Annotated in this window: 15 protein-coding genes and 1 pseudogene; 6 read left to right on the forward strand and 10 right to left on the reverse strand. The window is 73.6% G+C overall.

Annotated features, from left to right (window positions below):
- Positions 1–51 precede the first annotated feature (51 nt).
- Together ACZ6EG_RS23315 and ACZ6EG_RS23320 are read right to left on the reverse strand one after the other, a co-directional pair.
- Positions 52–2,406, reverse strand: coding sequence for a glycoside hydrolase family 65 protein (locus ACZ6EG_RS23315; protein WP_391970625.1), 2,355 nt, complete (start codon positions 2,404–2,406; stop codon positions 52–54).
- The gene (locus ACZ6EG_RS23320; protein ID WP_391970626.1) at positions 2,403–3,143 is read right to left on the reverse strand and encodes a beta-phosphoglucomutase family hydrolase; all 741 of its coding nucleotides are present in this window, start codon (positions 3,141–3,143) and stop codon (positions 2,403–2,405) included. The genes ACZ6EG_RS23315 and ACZ6EG_RS23320 overlap by 4 nt, the downstream gene beginning before the upstream one ends.
- A 54-nt stretch (positions 3,144–3,197) precedes the next feature.
- Between ACZ6EG_RS23320 and ACZ6EG_RS23325 the strand changes: the two genes are divergently transcribed.
- Complete coding sequence (locus tag ACZ6EG_RS23325) at positions 3,198–3,920, forward strand: nucleoside/nucleotide kinase family protein (protein ID WP_469607212.1); 723 nt, start codon at positions 3,198–3,200, stop codon at positions 3,918–3,920.
- A 305-nt stretch (positions 3,921–4,225) separates the two neighbouring features.
- Here the strand turns inward: ACZ6EG_RS23325 and ACZ6EG_RS23330 are convergent.
- A pseudogene (locus ACZ6EG_RS23330) lies at positions 4,226–4,618 on the reverse strand (DUF3662 domain-containing protein); the annotation flags it as partial.
- Positions 4,619–4,703: 85 nt separating this feature from the next.
- Entirely contained in the window at positions 4,704–4,865 is a 162-nt protein-coding gene (locus tag ACZ6EG_RS23335) for a hypothetical protein (protein WP_391970628.1), read from the reverse strand.
- Positions 4,866–5,070: 205 nt separating this feature from the next.
- Here ACZ6EG_RS23335 and ACZ6EG_RS23340 point away from each other — a divergent pair, with 205 nt between their 5' ends.
- Complete coding sequence (locus tag ACZ6EG_RS23340; RefSeq protein ID WP_391970629.1) at positions 5,071–5,988, forward strand: MurR/RpiR family transcriptional regulator; 918 nt, start codon at positions 5,071–5,073, stop codon at positions 5,986–5,988.
- 324 nt (positions 5,989–6,312) lie between these two features.
- Positions 6,313–6,696 (forward strand): hypothetical protein, encoded by a 384-nt coding sequence (locus ACZ6EG_RS23345; protein ID WP_391970630.1) that lies wholly within the window; start codon positions 6,313–6,315, stop codon positions 6,694–6,696.
- 91 nt (positions 6,697–6,787) lie between these two features.
- Here ACZ6EG_RS23345 and ACZ6EG_RS23350 read toward each other — a convergent pair whose 3' ends face one another.
- Positions 6,788–7,276 (reverse strand): flavin reductase family protein, encoded by a 489-nt coding sequence (locus tag ACZ6EG_RS23350; RefSeq protein ID WP_391970631.1) that lies wholly within the window; start codon positions 7,274–7,276, stop codon positions 6,788–6,790.
- A 1-nt stretch (position 7,277) separates the two neighbouring features.
- A complete protein-coding gene (locus tag ACZ6EG_RS23355) occupies positions 7,278–8,138 on the reverse strand; it encodes an ATP-grasp domain-containing protein (RefSeq protein WP_391970632.1) in 861 nt (286 codons plus the stop codon).
- A gap of 129 nt (positions 8,139–8,267) precedes the next feature.
- On the opposite strand from ACZ6EG_RS23355, the gene ACZ6EG_RS23360 reads away from it, so the two are divergent.
- Both ACZ6EG_RS23360 and ACZ6EG_RS23365 read left to right on the forward strand, forming a co-directional pair.
- A complete protein-coding gene (locus ACZ6EG_RS23360; RefSeq protein ID WP_391970633.1) occupies positions 8,268–9,014 on the forward strand; it encodes a TetR family transcriptional regulator in 747 nt (248 codons plus the stop codon).
- 150 nt (positions 9,015–9,164) lie between these two features.
- Positions 9,165–9,578, forward strand: coding sequence for a Zn-ribbon domain-containing OB-fold protein (locus ACZ6EG_RS23365; protein ID WP_391970634.1), 414 nt, complete (start codon positions 9,165–9,167; stop codon positions 9,576–9,578).
- A gap of 7 nt (positions 9,579–9,585) precedes the next feature.
- Here the strand turns inward: ACZ6EG_RS23365 and ACZ6EG_RS23370 are convergent, their stop codons facing one another.
- Both ACZ6EG_RS23370 and ACZ6EG_RS23375 read right to left on the reverse strand, forming a co-directional pair.
- The gene (locus tag ACZ6EG_RS23370) at positions 9,586–9,972 is read right to left on the reverse strand and encodes a PPOX class F420-dependent oxidoreductase (protein ID WP_361014988.1); all 387 of its coding nucleotides are present in this window, start codon (positions 9,970–9,972) and stop codon (positions 9,586–9,588) included.
- 56 nt (positions 9,973–10,028) lie between these two features.
- Positions 10,029–11,207 (reverse strand): MalY/PatB family protein, encoded by a 1,179-nt coding sequence (locus ACZ6EG_RS23375; RefSeq protein WP_391970635.1) that lies wholly within the window; start codon positions 11,205–11,207, stop codon positions 10,029–10,031.
- Positions 11,208–11,370: 163 nt separating this feature from the next.
- Here ACZ6EG_RS23375 and ACZ6EG_RS23380 point away from each other — a divergent pair, with 163 nt between their 5' ends.
- Entirely contained in the window at positions 11,371–12,738 is a 1,368-nt protein-coding gene (locus ACZ6EG_RS23380) for a S1 family peptidase (protein WP_391970636.1), read from the forward strand.
- Positions 12,739–12,895: 157 nt separating this feature from the next.
- On the opposite strand, the gene ACZ6EG_RS23385 is transcribed toward ACZ6EG_RS23380, so the two are convergent.
- A complete protein-coding gene (locus ACZ6EG_RS23385) occupies positions 12,896–13,081 on the reverse strand; it encodes a hypothetical protein (RefSeq protein ID WP_053140922.1) in 186 nt (61 codons plus the stop codon).
- Between the two features lie 264 nt (positions 13,082–13,345).
- On the reverse strand, positions 13,346–14,041 hold the full coding sequence (locus ACZ6EG_RS23390) for a L,D-transpeptidase family protein (RefSeq protein ID WP_391970637.1): 696 nt from the start codon (positions 14,039–14,041) through the stop codon (positions 13,346–13,348).
- Positions 14,042–14,202: the final 161 nt, after the last annotated feature.

A 14,202-nucleotide genomic window follows, 5' to 3' on the forward strand; every position in this document is an offset into this window, starting at 1 on the left:
GGGCGGTACTCGGCCAGTCGCGTCGTACCGCCCGTCCCCGCACCGGGCCGGTCACCGGTCGTTGGGGCGGCGGTGCGGGGGCTGTTCGGGCGTGGGGCGCCGCTTGGGCGCGGGGATGGCGCGGGCGACGGGGCCGTCCCCGTTCACGGGCAGCGCCGTCCCGTGGTGATGGATCGTCAGGGGCTCGCCCTCCAGCAGCGTGTACGTCGCCTTGTCGGCGTCGATCTCCACCCGCAGGCACCGTCCGCGGAACTGGAGCCGGAAGGAGAGGCGGCTGAACTTCTCCGGCAGGCGCGGCGTGAAGCTCAGGCTCTCGCCGTCCCGGCGGGTGCCTCCGAACCCGGCGACCAGCGCCATCCACGTACCGGCCAGGGAGGCGATGTGCAGTCCGTCGCGGGTGTTGTGCTCCAGGTCCGCCAGGTCCATCAGAGCGGCCTCGGCGGCGTAGTCGTAGGCCAGGCGCAGGTGGCCCGTCTGGGCGGCGACGACGGCCTGGCAGCAGGCGGACAGGGAGGAGTCCCGCACGGTCAGCGGCTCGTAGTAGGCGAAGTTGCGGGCGATCTGGTCCTCGTCGCAGTGGGCGTCGAACCAGCTCCCGCAGGTGTACATCGCCAGCACCAGGTCGGACTGCTTGATCACCTGCTTGCGGTAGAGGTCGAAGTAGGGGAAGTGCAGCATCAGCGGGTACTGGTCGGCCGCGGTGCGGGCGAAGTCCCAGCGCTGGTGGCGGGTGAAGCCCGAGTGCTGCTCGTGGACGCCGAGTTCCTCGTTGTAGGGGATGTGCACCGATTCGGCCGCGTCCCGCCAGGCGGCGCTCTCCTCGTCGTCGACGCCGAGCCGGACCGCCTCGTCGGGGTGGCGTTCGCACACGTCGGCCGCGGCGAGCAGGTTCGAGCGTGCCATGAGGTTGGTGTACGTGTTGTCGTCGGTGATGGCGCTGTACTCGTCCGGGCCGGTGACCCCGTCGATGTGGAAGACGCCGTGGTGGTCGTGGTGCCCCAGCGAGCGCCACAGCCGGGCCGTCTCCACCAGGAGTTCCAGCGCGGTGTCCCGTTCGAAGGCGTGGTCGCCGGTCGCCGCCGTGTACCGGACCGCGGCGTGCGCGATGTCGGCGGCCACGTGGAAGGCGGCCGTGCCGGCCGGCCAGTACGCGGAGCCCTCGGAGCCGTCGATGGTTCGCCACGGGAACGCGGCACCGCGCAGCCCGAGCTGGGTGGCGCGGTCGCGGGCCGCGGGCAGGGTGTCCTGCCTCCACCGCAGCGCCTCGGCGACGGCCCTGGGCTCGGTGTAGGTCAGGACGGGCAGCACGAACATCTCGGTGTCCCAGAAGGCGTGACCGTCGTAGCCGGAACCCGTCAGCCCCTTGGCCGCGATCGCCCGCTGCTCGGCGCGGGCCCCGGCCTGCAGCACGTGGAACAGGGCGAAGCGCACCGCCTGCTGGATCTCCTCGTCGCCGTGCACCTCGACGTCGGCCCTGGCCCAGAAGTCGTCCAGGTAGGCGCGCTGCTCGGCCACCAGGCCGTCCCAGCCGCCGTGCGCGGCCGCCGCCAGCGCCGCCTCGACCTGGTCCCCCATCGCGGGCCGGGAGCGGGCCCCCGACCAGCCGTGGGCGACCGTCTTCTGCACCCGCAGCCGCTCGCCCGGGGTGAGGACGGAGGTGATGGTCAGCCGGGCCACGTCACTGCTGCTCTCACTGCGGTACGCGGTCCCCTCCGGGCCGTCGACGACATGGTCCGCGGCGACGGCGACCCGCAGGTCGCTGCGCCGGGTGCGGTGCACCATGCGCAGCCGGGTTCCGATGGCGATGTGCTCCTCGGGCTCCAGGGGCGACTCCAGCGCCCTGGCCGTCCGCGGGTCGCCGTCCGGGTCGGGCAGGGTCTCGTTGGCGACCAGCTCCGACTGGATGACCACCCGGGTCCGGCTGTCGACGGGCTCGATCTCGTACTGCACGGCGGCGATGGCCCGCTGGGTGAGGGAGACCAGCCGGGTGGAGCGCACCCGGATGGCCGTACCGGCCGGGGAGGTCCACTCGCAGCTCCGCTCCAGCACGCCGCGCCTGAGGTCCAGGGTGCGTTCGTGCTTGCCGAGCCGGCCGTAGCGCAGGTCGAAGGGCTCGTCGTCGACCAGGAGCCGCAGCAGCTTGCCGTTGGTGACGTTGATGACGGTCTGGCCCGCCTCCGGGTAGCCGTAGCCGGCCTCGGCGTACGGCAGCGGGTGCAGTTCGTAGACGCCGTTGAGGTAGCTGCCGGGCAGGCCGTGCGGTTCGCCCTCGTCGAGGTTGCCGCGCCACCCGATGTGCCCGTTGGACAGGGCGAAGACGGACTCGCTCTGGGCGAGGAGGTCCAGGTTGAGGTCCGTCTCGCGCACGGACCAGGGCTCGACGGCGTACGTCCGGTTGGTGATCACGCGCGGCCTCCCAGCTCGTCGAGGTCCTTGACGACGCGGTCGGCGCCATGGGCGTAGAGGGCGTCGGTCTGGCCCACGCGGTCGACGCCGACGACGTAGCCGAAGTGACCGGAGCGTCCCGCGTCCATGCCGGCCAGCGCGTCCTCGAAGACGGCGGCGCGGGCGGGCTCGACACCGAGGTCGCGGGCGGCCGCCAGGAAGGTGTCGGGGTGCGGCTTGCCCGGCAGGCTCCGTTCGCGGGCCACCACGCCGTCGATCCGGACGTCGAACAGGCGCTCGGCGTCGATGGAGCGCAGCACGTCCCGGGTGTTGGCGCTGGAGGAGACGATCGCGGTGGCGAGGCCCGCGGCGCGGACCGCGTCGATGTAGCGCAGCGTGCCCTCGTAGGGCTCGACCCCGTCGGTGCGGATCTTCTCCAGGACCAGCTCGTTCTTGCGGTTGCCGATCCCGTTGACGGTCCGCGCGTCCGGTGGGTCGTCGGGGGCGCCCTCCGGCAGTTCGACACCGCGAGAGGCGAGGAAGGTGCGCACGCCGTCCGCGCGGGGGCGGCCGTCGACGTACTCGCCGTAGTCGGAGTCGGTGAAGGGGCGGAAGTCCGCGCCGTCCCGCTCGCGCAGGAAGGCGTCGAACGTCTCCTTCCAGGCGGCGGCGTGCACCACCGCCGTCCTGGTGACGACCCCGTCGAGGTCGAAGAGACAGGCCTGGATGTCCTCGGGAAGCCCGAGCTGCGTCGTCATACCCGACACAGTTCCCCACCGGGGCGGCTCCGATCAGGTGACACACTGTTCGGCGTGTCCTTCGCCTTCGACGACCTCCTCGTACGCGCCCGCGCCCTCGCGGAGGGCCGGCCACGCGCGATCCTCGGCATCACCGGTGCTCCCGGCGCCGGGAAGTCGACGCTGGCCCGGTCCCTGGTGCGGCAGCTCAACGGGGACGGCGCCCCGTGGGTCGCGTACGTGCCCATGGACGGCTTCCACCTGGCCGACGCCGAACTGGACCGGCTCGGCCGCAGGGACCGCAAGGGCGCGCCGGACACCTTCGACGCCGCCGGCTACGCCGCGCTGCTGCGCCGCCTGCGCGAAGAGCACGACGAGCACGCGGAGGGCCGCGACGACGTCGTGTACGCGCCCGCCTTCGAGCGGGTGCTGGAGCAGCCAATCGCCGGGGCGCTGCCGGTGCCGGCGTCGGCGCGGCTGGTGGTGACGGAGGGCAACTACCTGCTGCTCGGGACCGGTGCCTGGGCCCGGGTGCGCGCCCGGCTCGACGAGGTGTGGTTCTGCGAGGTCCCGGAGTCCGTGCGGGTGAGCCGGCTGGTGGCGCGGCACGAGCGGTTCGGCAAGTCCCGTGCGGACGCGCTCGCCTGGACGCTCGGCACCGACCAGCGCAACGCCGACCTGGTCGCCGCGGTCCGGGACCGTGCCGACCTGGTGGTGCCGGCGGGGGCGATGCCGGACGCGGGGCACGGCGAGGGCCGGGGGGCCGGTCCGGGGCCGAGCCGGGCGCCCGGCGTCTGAGTCCCGCCGGACGGGCGCCGCCCGGCAGGCGGACAGGCGTCGCCGGACGGAGGACCCTAGGCGTCGCCGAACGCCGGCCGCACGGTGGCGGAAGCGGGGGCCGGCGCGGCGGCGACGGCCGGAGCGGGGGTGGCGACGGCGGCCGGAACCGGGGCGGGCTCCGGAGCGGGAGCCGGAGCCGGAGTCGGTGCCGGAGCGAAGGCCCGGTCCGGGGTGACGGCCGGGGCGGGCGCCGTGGCCGGGTCCGGTGCGGGGGAGGGTTCGTTCGGTCGGGCCGCCTCTCCCGCGGGACGGGGCTTCGACTCCGCGTGCGGGAAACCGTCGGCGCTCACGTGCGGCATCACGCTGCTCGCCACGTGGTAGCGGCCGTTGGGCACGTCGTCCGACCTGGTGATGTGCACGGCCAGCGGACCCGCCCACTCGTACCCGTGCCGCTCGGCGTGGCGGACCAGGCTGTCGGTGAGCACCTGCCCCACCCGGCCGTCACGACACGCCAGTTCGTCGTGGACGGCGCCGGCGAGCGCGACGTCGTAGGCGTTGGGAACCATGACCCGGCCCGCGGGCGAGACCACGGCGTTGTCGTCACACTCGGTGTGCAGGGCGTCGAGGAGTTCGACGGGGTCCTTCTCGAAGAGCCGCGCCCAGAGCGCTTCCAGACGGTTCTCCAGGGATTTCTCCAGCGCGCTGATGGCGCCCATACGATGTCACCTGCCGGGGGTCTCGGGGGCGGCCGTCCGGGGGCGGCCCGGTCGGGGTGCGGCTGTCGGACGCGCTATCGGACGCTCACTGCTCGTCGAAGTCGTCGGGGCGGACATGCGCCTCCTCCAGGGCTTCGCGCAGGGTCCGGCCGGTGCCTCCCGGGGGGCGGTGAGCGTCGTCCTCGTGCCGGCCGAGCACGTCGTCGGTGGTGTCGGTCTTCGGCCGGTTCTCTTCCGGGACGGTCATGACTGCCTCTCCTCGTGCCTGCTGCGACTGCTTACGGGCGGCGGGTTCCCGCGGAGCGCGGTGCTATCCCCCGCGGCGGGGAGACCGGTCCCGGGCGCCGCGGGGTCCGGCCCGCGCGCGGGGGGGCGGCGGCCTGTGACGCCACCCTGCCGGACACGGGGAGTGAGCTATGTTGACCTCCGTGGGAGACAAAGGAGGCGCACCCGTGCCATCGCCGCAGCAGACACGCGCGCAGGCATCGGCGATCACCTCGGGACGGGCGGCACCCGAGGCGGAGGTCTCCGCCACGTCCCGGCTCAGGACGCTGTTCGACCGGCCCCGCCTCTCCCCGGGACAGCGGCGCATCGCGCAGTACCTGATCGAGCACCTCCCCGAGGCGGCGTTCCTGTCGATCACCGACCTCGCCGACCGGGTGGGCGTGAGCCAGCCGTCGGTGACGCGGTTCGCCTCTGCGGTCGGCTTCAGCGGCTACCCGGCGCTGCGGGAGCGGCTCCAGTCGATCGCGCTGGGCAGCCGCGGCGGTGCCCCGGCCGAGGAGAACCGGGGCAACGAACTCCAGGCGGCCGTCGACGCCGAGATCGAGAACCTGGAGAACCTGCGGCGCGACTTCGCCGACGCCGACCGGGTGATCGACCTCGGCCGCAAGCTGGCCGCCTCCGCACCGCTGACCGTCCTCGGTCTGCGGATCTCCGTCTCGCTCGCCGAGTACTTCGCCTACGCCGCCCGCCGCGTCCACCCCGACGTGCGGCTCGTGACGCGGGGCGGCAGCGTCGCCTACGACGCCCTGCTCCAGTCCCGGGAAGCCGGCGGCACCTGGGTGCTGGCCTTCTCCATGCCCCGGCACGCCCACGAGACGCTGGGCGCCGTCCGCGTGGCCCGCGGCGCCGGGCTCAGGGTGGCACTGATCACCGACCTGGCGCTCGGCCCGCTGGTGGACGAGGCCGACGTGACCTTCGCGACCGGTACGGGGTCGCGTCTGGTCTTCGACTCCTACGCGGCGCCGGGGGTGATGTGCGCGGCCCTGCTCCAGGCCATGACGGACGCCGATCCCGAGCGCACGCAGGCCCGCCTGGAGGAGTACGAGCAGGTCGCCGAACAGCACCAGTTCTTCTTCCGGGACTGAGCCGGTCTCCTCCTTCACGGGATCCGCACGGCGATCGGGCGGCACGGACGGGACCTTCCGGGTCACAGCAGGCATGAATGTTTTCATACGTCTTGCAAACCGGATGGCATATATAAATACTGCTCACGGATCGCGACCCGGCCGCCCCGGAGCGCGTCCGCACCTGCGTGGACATCCCAGGCCGCCGACTCCTACCCGCTCCGGCGCACCCGGGATGTTCCGTCGGGCATCGCCTGCGCGAGCGCCCGTGGCGGTCCCGGTCGTCCCCTGGACCGGGACCGCCCCAACCCGTCGCCCCACCCGTCGACGCCGCACACGGAAGCGATGATCATGCCCCTGACGACCACGCGCCTCAGTCCGGACTGGCCCTGCCAGGTCAAGACCCCCGGCAGCTACGACTGGGAGCGCTCGGCGGCCAAGTGGCTGCGTGAGCTGGTGCCGGCCCGCTACGCCGGGTACCCGGCGCTGATCCGCCACCCGGTACTGCTCGCCCGCCACGCGCAGATCCAGGTCCAGCACGAGGTCCGGGTGGCCCGCACCGCGCTGCAGACGGCCCGGGCCGACCTGCCCCGGCTCGGTCTGCCCGAGTCGGTCATCGAGCACACCATCAAGCTCTACGCGGCGGAGGTCATGCAGTTGCAGCACATCGCACGCAGCGTGCGAGCCGTCACCGACGCCCTGGTCGAGCGGGGGGCCACCGGGCGCTGACCCGACGGCACTCCGACGGCCGCCGCGGATGTTCCGCGGTGCTCAGCCCTCGCCCTTCAGCGCTCAGTCCTCGGCCCTCAGCCCTCAGCCCTCAGTCCACGGGATGCCCCGGCCGGATGGTGCGGGTGTCGGCGAGGCGGAGCGGCGGTGCGTCGGACGCCTCCCGGCCGCCCCACTCGACCGGGTCGAGGACGAAACCGACGTGGTCGCCTCCGGGGACCCGCTCGACGACGCGGCCCACGAACCACGCCTCGACGTCCTCCAGCACGACCGCCCCGCCGTGTCCCCGGCGCCAGCCGACCTGCTGGAACTTGTCGACGCGGTCACCGGTCCGCCCGCCGAACAGCTCGGCCGTGGCGCGCCGGTCGCGGGCCAGCAGGTGGACGGCCAGGACGTCGGCGGACCGGGCCACGCGGAAGGTGTGGTTCACCTCGGAGAGCCACACGACGAAGCGCACGGGATCGAGGGAGCACTGCGACGAGAAGCCGACCAGACAGCCCGCCCGCTCCCCGTCCGCCTCGGCCGTCACCACACACATCTCCGGGTCGAGCCGGGTGAGGAACGCGTCCATGGCGGCCATGCTAGGTCCTGTCGGCCGGGGCGGTCCCGGTCGCGAGCAGGCGCCACAGGGCGGCCCGCAGCGCGGTGACGAACGCGACGCGTCCCGCCTCGTCGAGGGCGTCCAGTGACAGATAGGGGTTCAGGTCCTCCAGCTCGACCAGGAGCAGCTCGCCGCCGGGGGTCCGGCAGGCGTCGACGCGCTGGATGCCGTGGTCGATGCCGTTCCACTCGATGAAGCGCCGCGCGAAGGCCAGGTCCCGCTCGGACGCGTCGTACGGCTCCAGTTGCCAGCGCCGGTCGGGGCGCGGCGCGTGCAGGGCGTACTGGAAGTCGTGGTCGACGAAGTAGAAGGAGATCTCGTGGACGAAGTCGATGCGCGGCTGGACGAGGAGGTCCCCGGCCCCGGCGCGCACCGTCTCCCGGACGCGGTCCGTGGCCACGACGCGCAGCCCCACCGAGTCCGCGCCGAGCCGGGGCTTGACGACGTACTCGTCGGCCGGGGGCAGCAGGTGGAGGTCCTCGGACCTCCCGACGGTCGGGATCACCGGGTGGCCCGCGGCCGTGAGGTCGATCAGGTACTGCTTGCCGGCCATGTCCGCCCGGCCGGTGAGCTGGTTGTAGACGCGGGTGCCGCGCTCGGCCGCGCGTCGGCGGAAGGCGTCGTACGCCTCCTGGTGGCCCAGCACCGGACCGCTGTTGCGGACGACGACGGCGTCGAAGGCGTCCAGCAGCGCCGCCGCCTCTCCCGGGTGACACAGCGCCAGATCGAAGTCCTCGCGCAGTCTCGAGGTCAGGAAGATGTCCTCGTCGCAGTAGCGCCGTCCGCGAGCCTCGTAGGCGAGGTCGGTGACGTACAGGAGGCGGGGGCGGGCGGACGGCATGCGGGACTCCTCGGGGGCTGACCGGAAATGATCGTATGCGACCGGCACCGTCGAGCGAGCGGAGCACTCAGTTCCCCCACTGGCTGCACTGAGTGCCACGCACGTCGGTGAGCTGCTACTTTCCCCTCCATGAGTTCCAGCAGCGCGGCGCCCCGCCGCGGGGACCGGGCGGACGCGGCGGGCACCCGGCCGCCGATGCGGGAGGCGTTGGTCGCGGCGGCCTTCCGGCTGTTCCTGGAGCGGGGCTACGAACAGACGACCGTCGACGACATCGTCGCGCTCGCCGGTGTCGGTCGGCGGTCGTTCTTCCGCTACTTCCCTTCCAAGGAGGACGTGGTCTTCCCCGACCACGAGCGGTGCCTGGCCGACATGACGGCCTTCCTGGCCGACTCCCCGGGCGAGGCCGACCCGGTGCGGCGCGTCTGCGACGCGGCCCGGCTCGTGCTGCGCATGTACGCCGAGAACCCGGCCTTCTCGGTGCAGCGTTACCACCTCACCAAGAAGGTGCCGGGGCTGCGCGCCTACGAGCTCTCGGTGGTCTGGCGCTACGAGCGCGCCCTCGCGGAGTACCTGCGCGGGCGCCTGGGAGGGCTGCCGGACGGCACCCTGCGGGCCGACGTGATCGCGGCCGCGGTGGTCGCGGCGCACAACAACGCCCTGCGCTCCTGGCTGCGTTCGGAGGGCCGGGACGACGCGGGCGCCGCGGTGGACCACGCGCTGCGGTACGCGCAGTCCGCCTTCGGCGACGTGCCCGCCGCGTCCCCGGCCGGGGCGGGTGACGACGTGGTGGTCGTCGTCGCGCGGCGCGGGACGCCGCTGTGGCAGGTGGTACGGGAGGTCGAGACCGCGTTCGCCCCCGAGGGACGGGACGGCTGACGACCTCGACAATCGAGGGTACGGAGTGCCTTTACGGCTGGCACTGAGTGCCATACCCTGTGGGCGTGCACGGTGGCACGGCGACCGCGCACACGCGTGCCCGGTCGACCGCGCACGCGGGATTCCGGCCCGAGTGCAGGGAGTTGCAGCGTGTACCACCACTCAGGAAACGTCGCCCAGCAGGCAGCCGGCTCCGCGACGGGCCTGCTCGACCCCGAGGTGCCGGGCACCGAGGCCATCGTCTTCCAGCGCTGCACCTGGTGCGGCACGACCATGTACCACCGGGTGCTGTGCCCGGTCTGCCGCGGCAGCGAACTGCGGACGGAGCGGAGCGAGGGCGCGGGGACGGTGCGGCACGCCACGGTCGTGCACCGCAACACCCCGGCCGCGCGCAACGTCTCCCTGATCGAGATGGCCGAGGGCTTCGTGCTGCGCGGCCGCGTCATGGGCCCGCTCATCGGCATCCACAGCGGTGACCGGGTGCGGTTGTCCACGGCCAAGGACCCGGTGCGGGGCGAACCGGTCTTCCAGTTGGTCGACGAGCCGTACCGCGCCTGGACCTGAGGGCCGGTCAGGGCGTCGGGACGATCCGGATGCCGACGGTGCCGTCCAGGCCCCGGCGCAGCCGGCTGCCGAGCAGGGTGAGCCGGCCGACGACGCCGTACTTGCGGGCGATCAGCCGGCGGTAGCGGCCGGTGGCGGCCGGGTCGCAGATCTCCGCCGTCCCCGGCACCTGTTCGCCGGTGGCCCTGCCGCGCACGTCGCACGGTCCGATCAGGACGTCCGCGCGGTTGCGGACCCGCTTGACCTTCCAGGAGTCGGCCGCCGTCCACACGCCCAGCGCGTCCCCGTCGCGTACGACCCACACCGGGGTGGCGACCGGCGTGCCGTTCTTCCGGTAGGTGGTGACCAGCAGGTACTTGCCGGCGCCGAGCCGGTCCAGTGAGGCGTCGTCCATGATCCCGCAGTCTAGGCGCCAACCCCCGGTACGGGGGCGGTCCGTGGCCACTCGGCTCAGTCCAGGGCGGCCGCCATCCTCCGTACCGCCTCCGTGAGCACCTCCGGCGAGGCCGCGAGGTTCAGGCGCACGTACCCCGCACCGCCGGTCCCGAAGGGGATGCCGGAGCTGAGGGCCACCCGGCCGCGGCCGAGGAAGACCTCCGCCGGGTCGTCGCCGAGGCCGAGCGCGCGGCAGTCGAGCCAGGCGAGGAAGGTCGCCTCACCGGCGCGGTGGACCACGCCGGGCAGGTGCTCGGCCAGCAGTCCGGTGAGCAGCCGCCGGTTCTCGTCCAGCCCGGCCAGCACGGCGTCCAGCCAGTCGGTGCCGTCGCGCAGGGCCGCGGTGTGGGCGAGGACGCCGACATGGCTCGGTCCGTGACCGACCTCCTCCGGCATCCGGTCCAGATCGGCGGCGGCGCCGGGCCCGGCCAGGGCGAGCGCCGCCTTGAGCCCGGCCAGGTTCCAGCCCTTGGACGCCGACATCAGCGCGAGGCCCCGCTCGGCGCCGGGCACGCTCAGGTACGGCACGAAGCGCGCGCTCGCGGTGACGACCGGCGCGTGGATCTCGTCGGCGACGACCCGCACGCCGTACCGCTCCGCGAGGGCGGCGACGGCGGCCAGCTCCTCGGCGGTGTGCACGGTGCCGGTCGGGTTGTGCGGGCTGCACAGCAGGTGGGCGGCGCGCCCGCCCTCGGCCACGGCCCGCCGGTACGCCTCCTCCAGCACGTCGAGGTCGATCCGCAGGTCCGCGCCGAGCGGTGCTTCGACGATCCGCCGGTCCATGTGCTCCACGAACTGGTAGAACGGCGGGTACACCGGCGGGTTCACGATCACCGGATCGCCGGGCCCGGTGACCAGCCGGAGCATCTCGACGACGCCCAGCATCACGTCCGGCACGATCGCGGTGCGTTCCACGGCGAGGCCGTCCCAGCCCCACCGCTCGCCCGCGAAGGCGGCCAGGGCCTCGGCGTAGGCGGTGCCGGCGGGGTAGCCGGTGTCACCGAGCCGCACGGCCTCGGTGACGGCGCGCACGACGGGGCCGGCGAGCGGCACGTCCATCTCGGCCACCCACAGCGGCAGCACGTCCGGGGGGTAGGTGCGCCATTTCATGCTCGTACGGCGGCGCAGCTGGTCGAGGGTGAGCGCGCGCAGGGGGTTCGGTCCAGCGGGCGGCGGCTGCGGGATGCTGGTCATGGGGCTCAAGATAGGGGGCCGCGGGGGATGACGCGCCCCCGGCCGGACGAGAGCGCCGGGCCGGTGAACACCGGCGCGCCCGGCCGCGTATGGGAGGGGGGCGCTCGACGTCCGGAGGCCCCCGCGGCGGCGACGCCGCGTGGTCGGGTTCGGGAGCGCATGCATGAGGCACGCACGACGTCGCATCGTCCGGCGAGTGGCACGGCTGGCGGCCGTCGGAGGGCTCCTGCTCGGGGGGACGATGGTCACCCGGGCCGTCGCGAGCGAACCGCCCGGCCCGTCCACCGTGCCGCAGACGACGGTACGGGCGGCGTCCGGTACCGGCGCCGGGCTCGTGTCACGGCTGGGCGCCTCCCGGACGGCGGGCCACTGGCTCGACGCCGAGGGGCGGCCCGTCGTCGCGGTCACCGACGGGAGCACGGCCGAGGAGGTGCGGCGGGCCGGCGCCGAGCCGAAGGTCGTACGGCACAGCATGTCCGAGCTGACGTCGGCGGCCGCCACGCTGCGTGCGGCCCCGCGGGTGCCCGGGACGGCCTGGGCGTTCGACTACCGGGCGAACGAGGTGGTGGTACGGGGTGACAGCACGGTCTCCGCCGCCGACTGGTCGCGCCTGACGGGCGTGGCGGAGGGCATCGGGGGCTTCGTCCGCATGGAGCGCTCCGAGGGGGAGTTCACCACGCGTCTGAACGGCGCCGAGCCCATCCGTTCCACGGCGGGCCGCTGCTCGGCGGGCTTCAACGTGACCGACGGGCGGAGCGAGTTCATCCTGACCGCCGGTCACTGCGGACCGACGGGGTCCGTCTGGTTCGGTGACGGCGGTGGCCGGCAGGTCGGCATGACGGTCGCCGGGAGCTTCCCCGGGGACGACTTCTCCCTGGTGGAGTACGCGAACGGCAAGGCGGGCGACGGCGCCGACGTGGTGGCGGTCGGGGGCGGGAAGGGCGTGCGGATCACGGGCCTGGGCGAACCGGCCGTGGGGCAGCGCGTCTTCCGCAGCGGCAGCACCAGCGGGCTGCGCGACGGCCGGGTGACCGCGCTCGACGCGACGGTCAACTACCCGGAGGGCACGGTGACCGGCCTCATCCAGACCGACGTGTGCGCCGAACCCGGGGACAGCGGGGGGCCGATGTTCTCCGAGGGCCTCGCGCTCGGGGTGACGTCGGGCGGCAGCGGCGACTGCGACAACGGGGGAACGACCTTCTTCCAGCCGCTGCCGGACGCCATGGCGTCGCTCGGCGTCCGGCTGCTCGTCTCGCCGCGGGAGGGGGCGGCGCCGGGGGCCGCGCCCTCGTCACCGGCCGCCACCGGTGGCGGCGCGGGCGCTCCGGGCGCCGCGGCACCGGGCGCCGCGGCGCCTGTGACGGGCATCGACGGCTCGACCCTGCTCTCCCGGCTCGCCGACCGCCGAAACGTCGGTCCCGGGCTGCTCGTCGTGGCGGGCAGTGCGGTCGCCCTGGTGGCCACCCGGTGGATCCGCGCGGAACAGGACCGCAAGTCCTACCGGCGGCACTACTCGGCGACGTGGGGGTGACCCGCCGGGCGGCCGGGACCGCGGGGCGGCGCCCCGGCCCGCCCGCCCCGCGGCAGGTACGCGAGGCGGGCGTCGTCCGTGGTCATGAGGAGGGCACCCCTCCGGTGGAGGGACCCCGGGCCGGTGATCCGATGCGCCGAGGAGTGTCGGGCGCCGGTCAGGCGGCCCGCACCGGGTCCGGGGCCGCGGCGGCCCACTCCAGGACGAGCCGCTGGTACTCCGCGCGCTGCTCGACGCTCAGTGTCCCGCCCGACCGGAGCCACAGGGCCCGGATCTCCTCGTTGACCTCGGCAGCCGATCGCTCGGAGGAAGGTTCAACAGTGGTGGACATGCTGTGAAGCATACGGCGCCGGGCGTGAAGACGATGTGAGTAATCGCGACCCAAACGGACATAAGGGACCGTGTTACTGATCACGTCGATCACCCCATCTGTCAAGACCTGTCGACGAGTTCGTTACCGGAGACTGTGTCCCACCGCACACGGCCCGCTCCTTCACATCCCCGCCGCCCCCGGCACCAGTGCCGCCCGCGCGGCAAGTCGGTGATCCGCGTCACCAGGGCGCCCGGGGTCCGGCCGCGACACGGCGCGGGCCGGGCGCCCCGTCCGTCAGGTGCCCGGCTTGCGGCCGTACACGAAGACGTCGTCGCCCTTCTTCAGCAGCGACCAGTACTTCTTGGCGTCGGTCTTCGTCATGTTGACGCAGCCGTGGGAGCCCGGCGGGTTCCACATGCTGACGCCGGCCGAGTGGAAGGCCTGGCCCCCGTCGAAGAACTGGCTGTAGGGCATCGGCACGTCGTAGATGGTCGAGTGGTGGTCGATGTTGCGCCAGTAGACCTTCTTGAGCCCGGTGCGGGTCTCGTGGCCGTTGCGCCCGGTGCGGACCGGCACCGGTCCGTACACGAGCTTCTTGCCGTCCTGGATCCAGCTCAGCTGGAGGGTGAGGTCCACGCAGGCGATGCGGCCCTTGTTCACCGGGCACTTGCCCGACTTGTTGGGGGTCTTGCCGACCGCCTTCTGCTTCTGCATCAGGTCCATCACGCCCCAGGTGACGGGGCCCGCGTAGCCGATGTTCGGCGTGATGCCGTGCTTGGTCTGGAAGGCGCGGATCGCCTTGCAGTCGGCGGTGGACTGCTTGCCGTCGACCGGGCGGCCGAGGAACTTCTCCACCTTCTTCTGGTACGGGCCGGTCTGCGTGGTGCAGCTCGCCGCCTGGGCCGGCGTGGCACCCAGGACGAGTGTGAGCGGCGCCACCAGCGCGGTGACCCCGAGTGCTACGGCACCCCGTCTGCGTATGTCCCCCATGGCGGTCAGCCTTTCGCGTCGAAGCGTCGGAAGTGGGCGGAAGGTCGCCCGTGGTGCGATTCCCGACTGCTAGACCGACGTCCGGCGGCTTCGGTTGCCCGCCACGGCCACGTCGCGACGAAACGGTGACAAAGGCGACCGGGCGCCGGGGCCCGGCGGGC

The organism is Streptomyces sp. NPDC041968 (assembly GCF_055589025.1).

What these genes read in the sequence shown, in the direction of transcription:
- ACZ6EG_RS23355 (WP_391970632.1), bottom strand. Translation starts at nt 8,138, where the DNA reads ATGCCGTCCGCCCGCCCCCGCCTCCTGTACGTCACCGACCTCGCCTAC.
- ACZ6EG_RS23335 (WP_391970628.1), bottom strand. Translation starts at nt 4,865, where the DNA reads ATGACCGTCCCGGAAGAGAACCGGCCGAAGACCGACACCACCGACGAC.
- ACZ6EG_RS23385 (WP_053140922.1), bottom strand. Translation starts at nt 13,081, where the DNA reads ATGCTTCACAGCATGTCCACCACTGTTGAACCTTCCTCCGAGCGATCG.
- ACZ6EG_RS23350 (WP_391970631.1), bottom strand. Translation starts at nt 7,276, where the DNA reads ATGGCCGCCATGGACGCGTTCCTCACCCGGCTCGACCCGGAGATGTGT.
- ACZ6EG_RS23345 (WP_391970630.1), top strand. Translation starts at nt 6,313, where the DNA reads ATGATCATGCCCCTGACGACCACGCGCCTCAGTCCGGACTGGCCCTGC.
- ACZ6EG_RS23390 (WP_391970637.1), bottom strand. Translation starts at nt 14,041, where the DNA reads ATGGGGGACATACGCAGACGGGGTGCCGTAGCACTCGGGGTCACCGCG.
- ACZ6EG_RS23380 (WP_391970636.1), top strand. Translation starts at nt 11,371, where the DNA reads ATGAGGCACGCACGACGTCGCATCGTCCGGCGAGTGGCACGGCTGGCG.
- ACZ6EG_RS23370 (WP_361014988.1), bottom strand. Translation starts at nt 9,972, where the DNA reads ATGGACGACGCCTCACTGGACCGGCTCGGCGCCGGCAAGTACCTGCTG.
- ACZ6EG_RS23320 (WP_391970626.1), bottom strand. Translation starts at nt 3,143, where the DNA reads ATGACGACGCAGCTCGGGCTTCCCGAGGACATCCAGGCCTGTCTCTTC.
- ACZ6EG_RS23375 (WP_391970635.1), bottom strand. Translation starts at nt 11,207, where the DNA reads ATGACCAGCATCCCGCAGCCGCCGCCCGCTGGACCGAACCCCCTGCGC.
- ACZ6EG_RS23360 (WP_391970633.1), top strand. Translation starts at nt 8,268, where the DNA reads ATGAGTTCCAGCAGCGCGGCGCCCCGCCGCGGGGACCGGGCGGACGCG.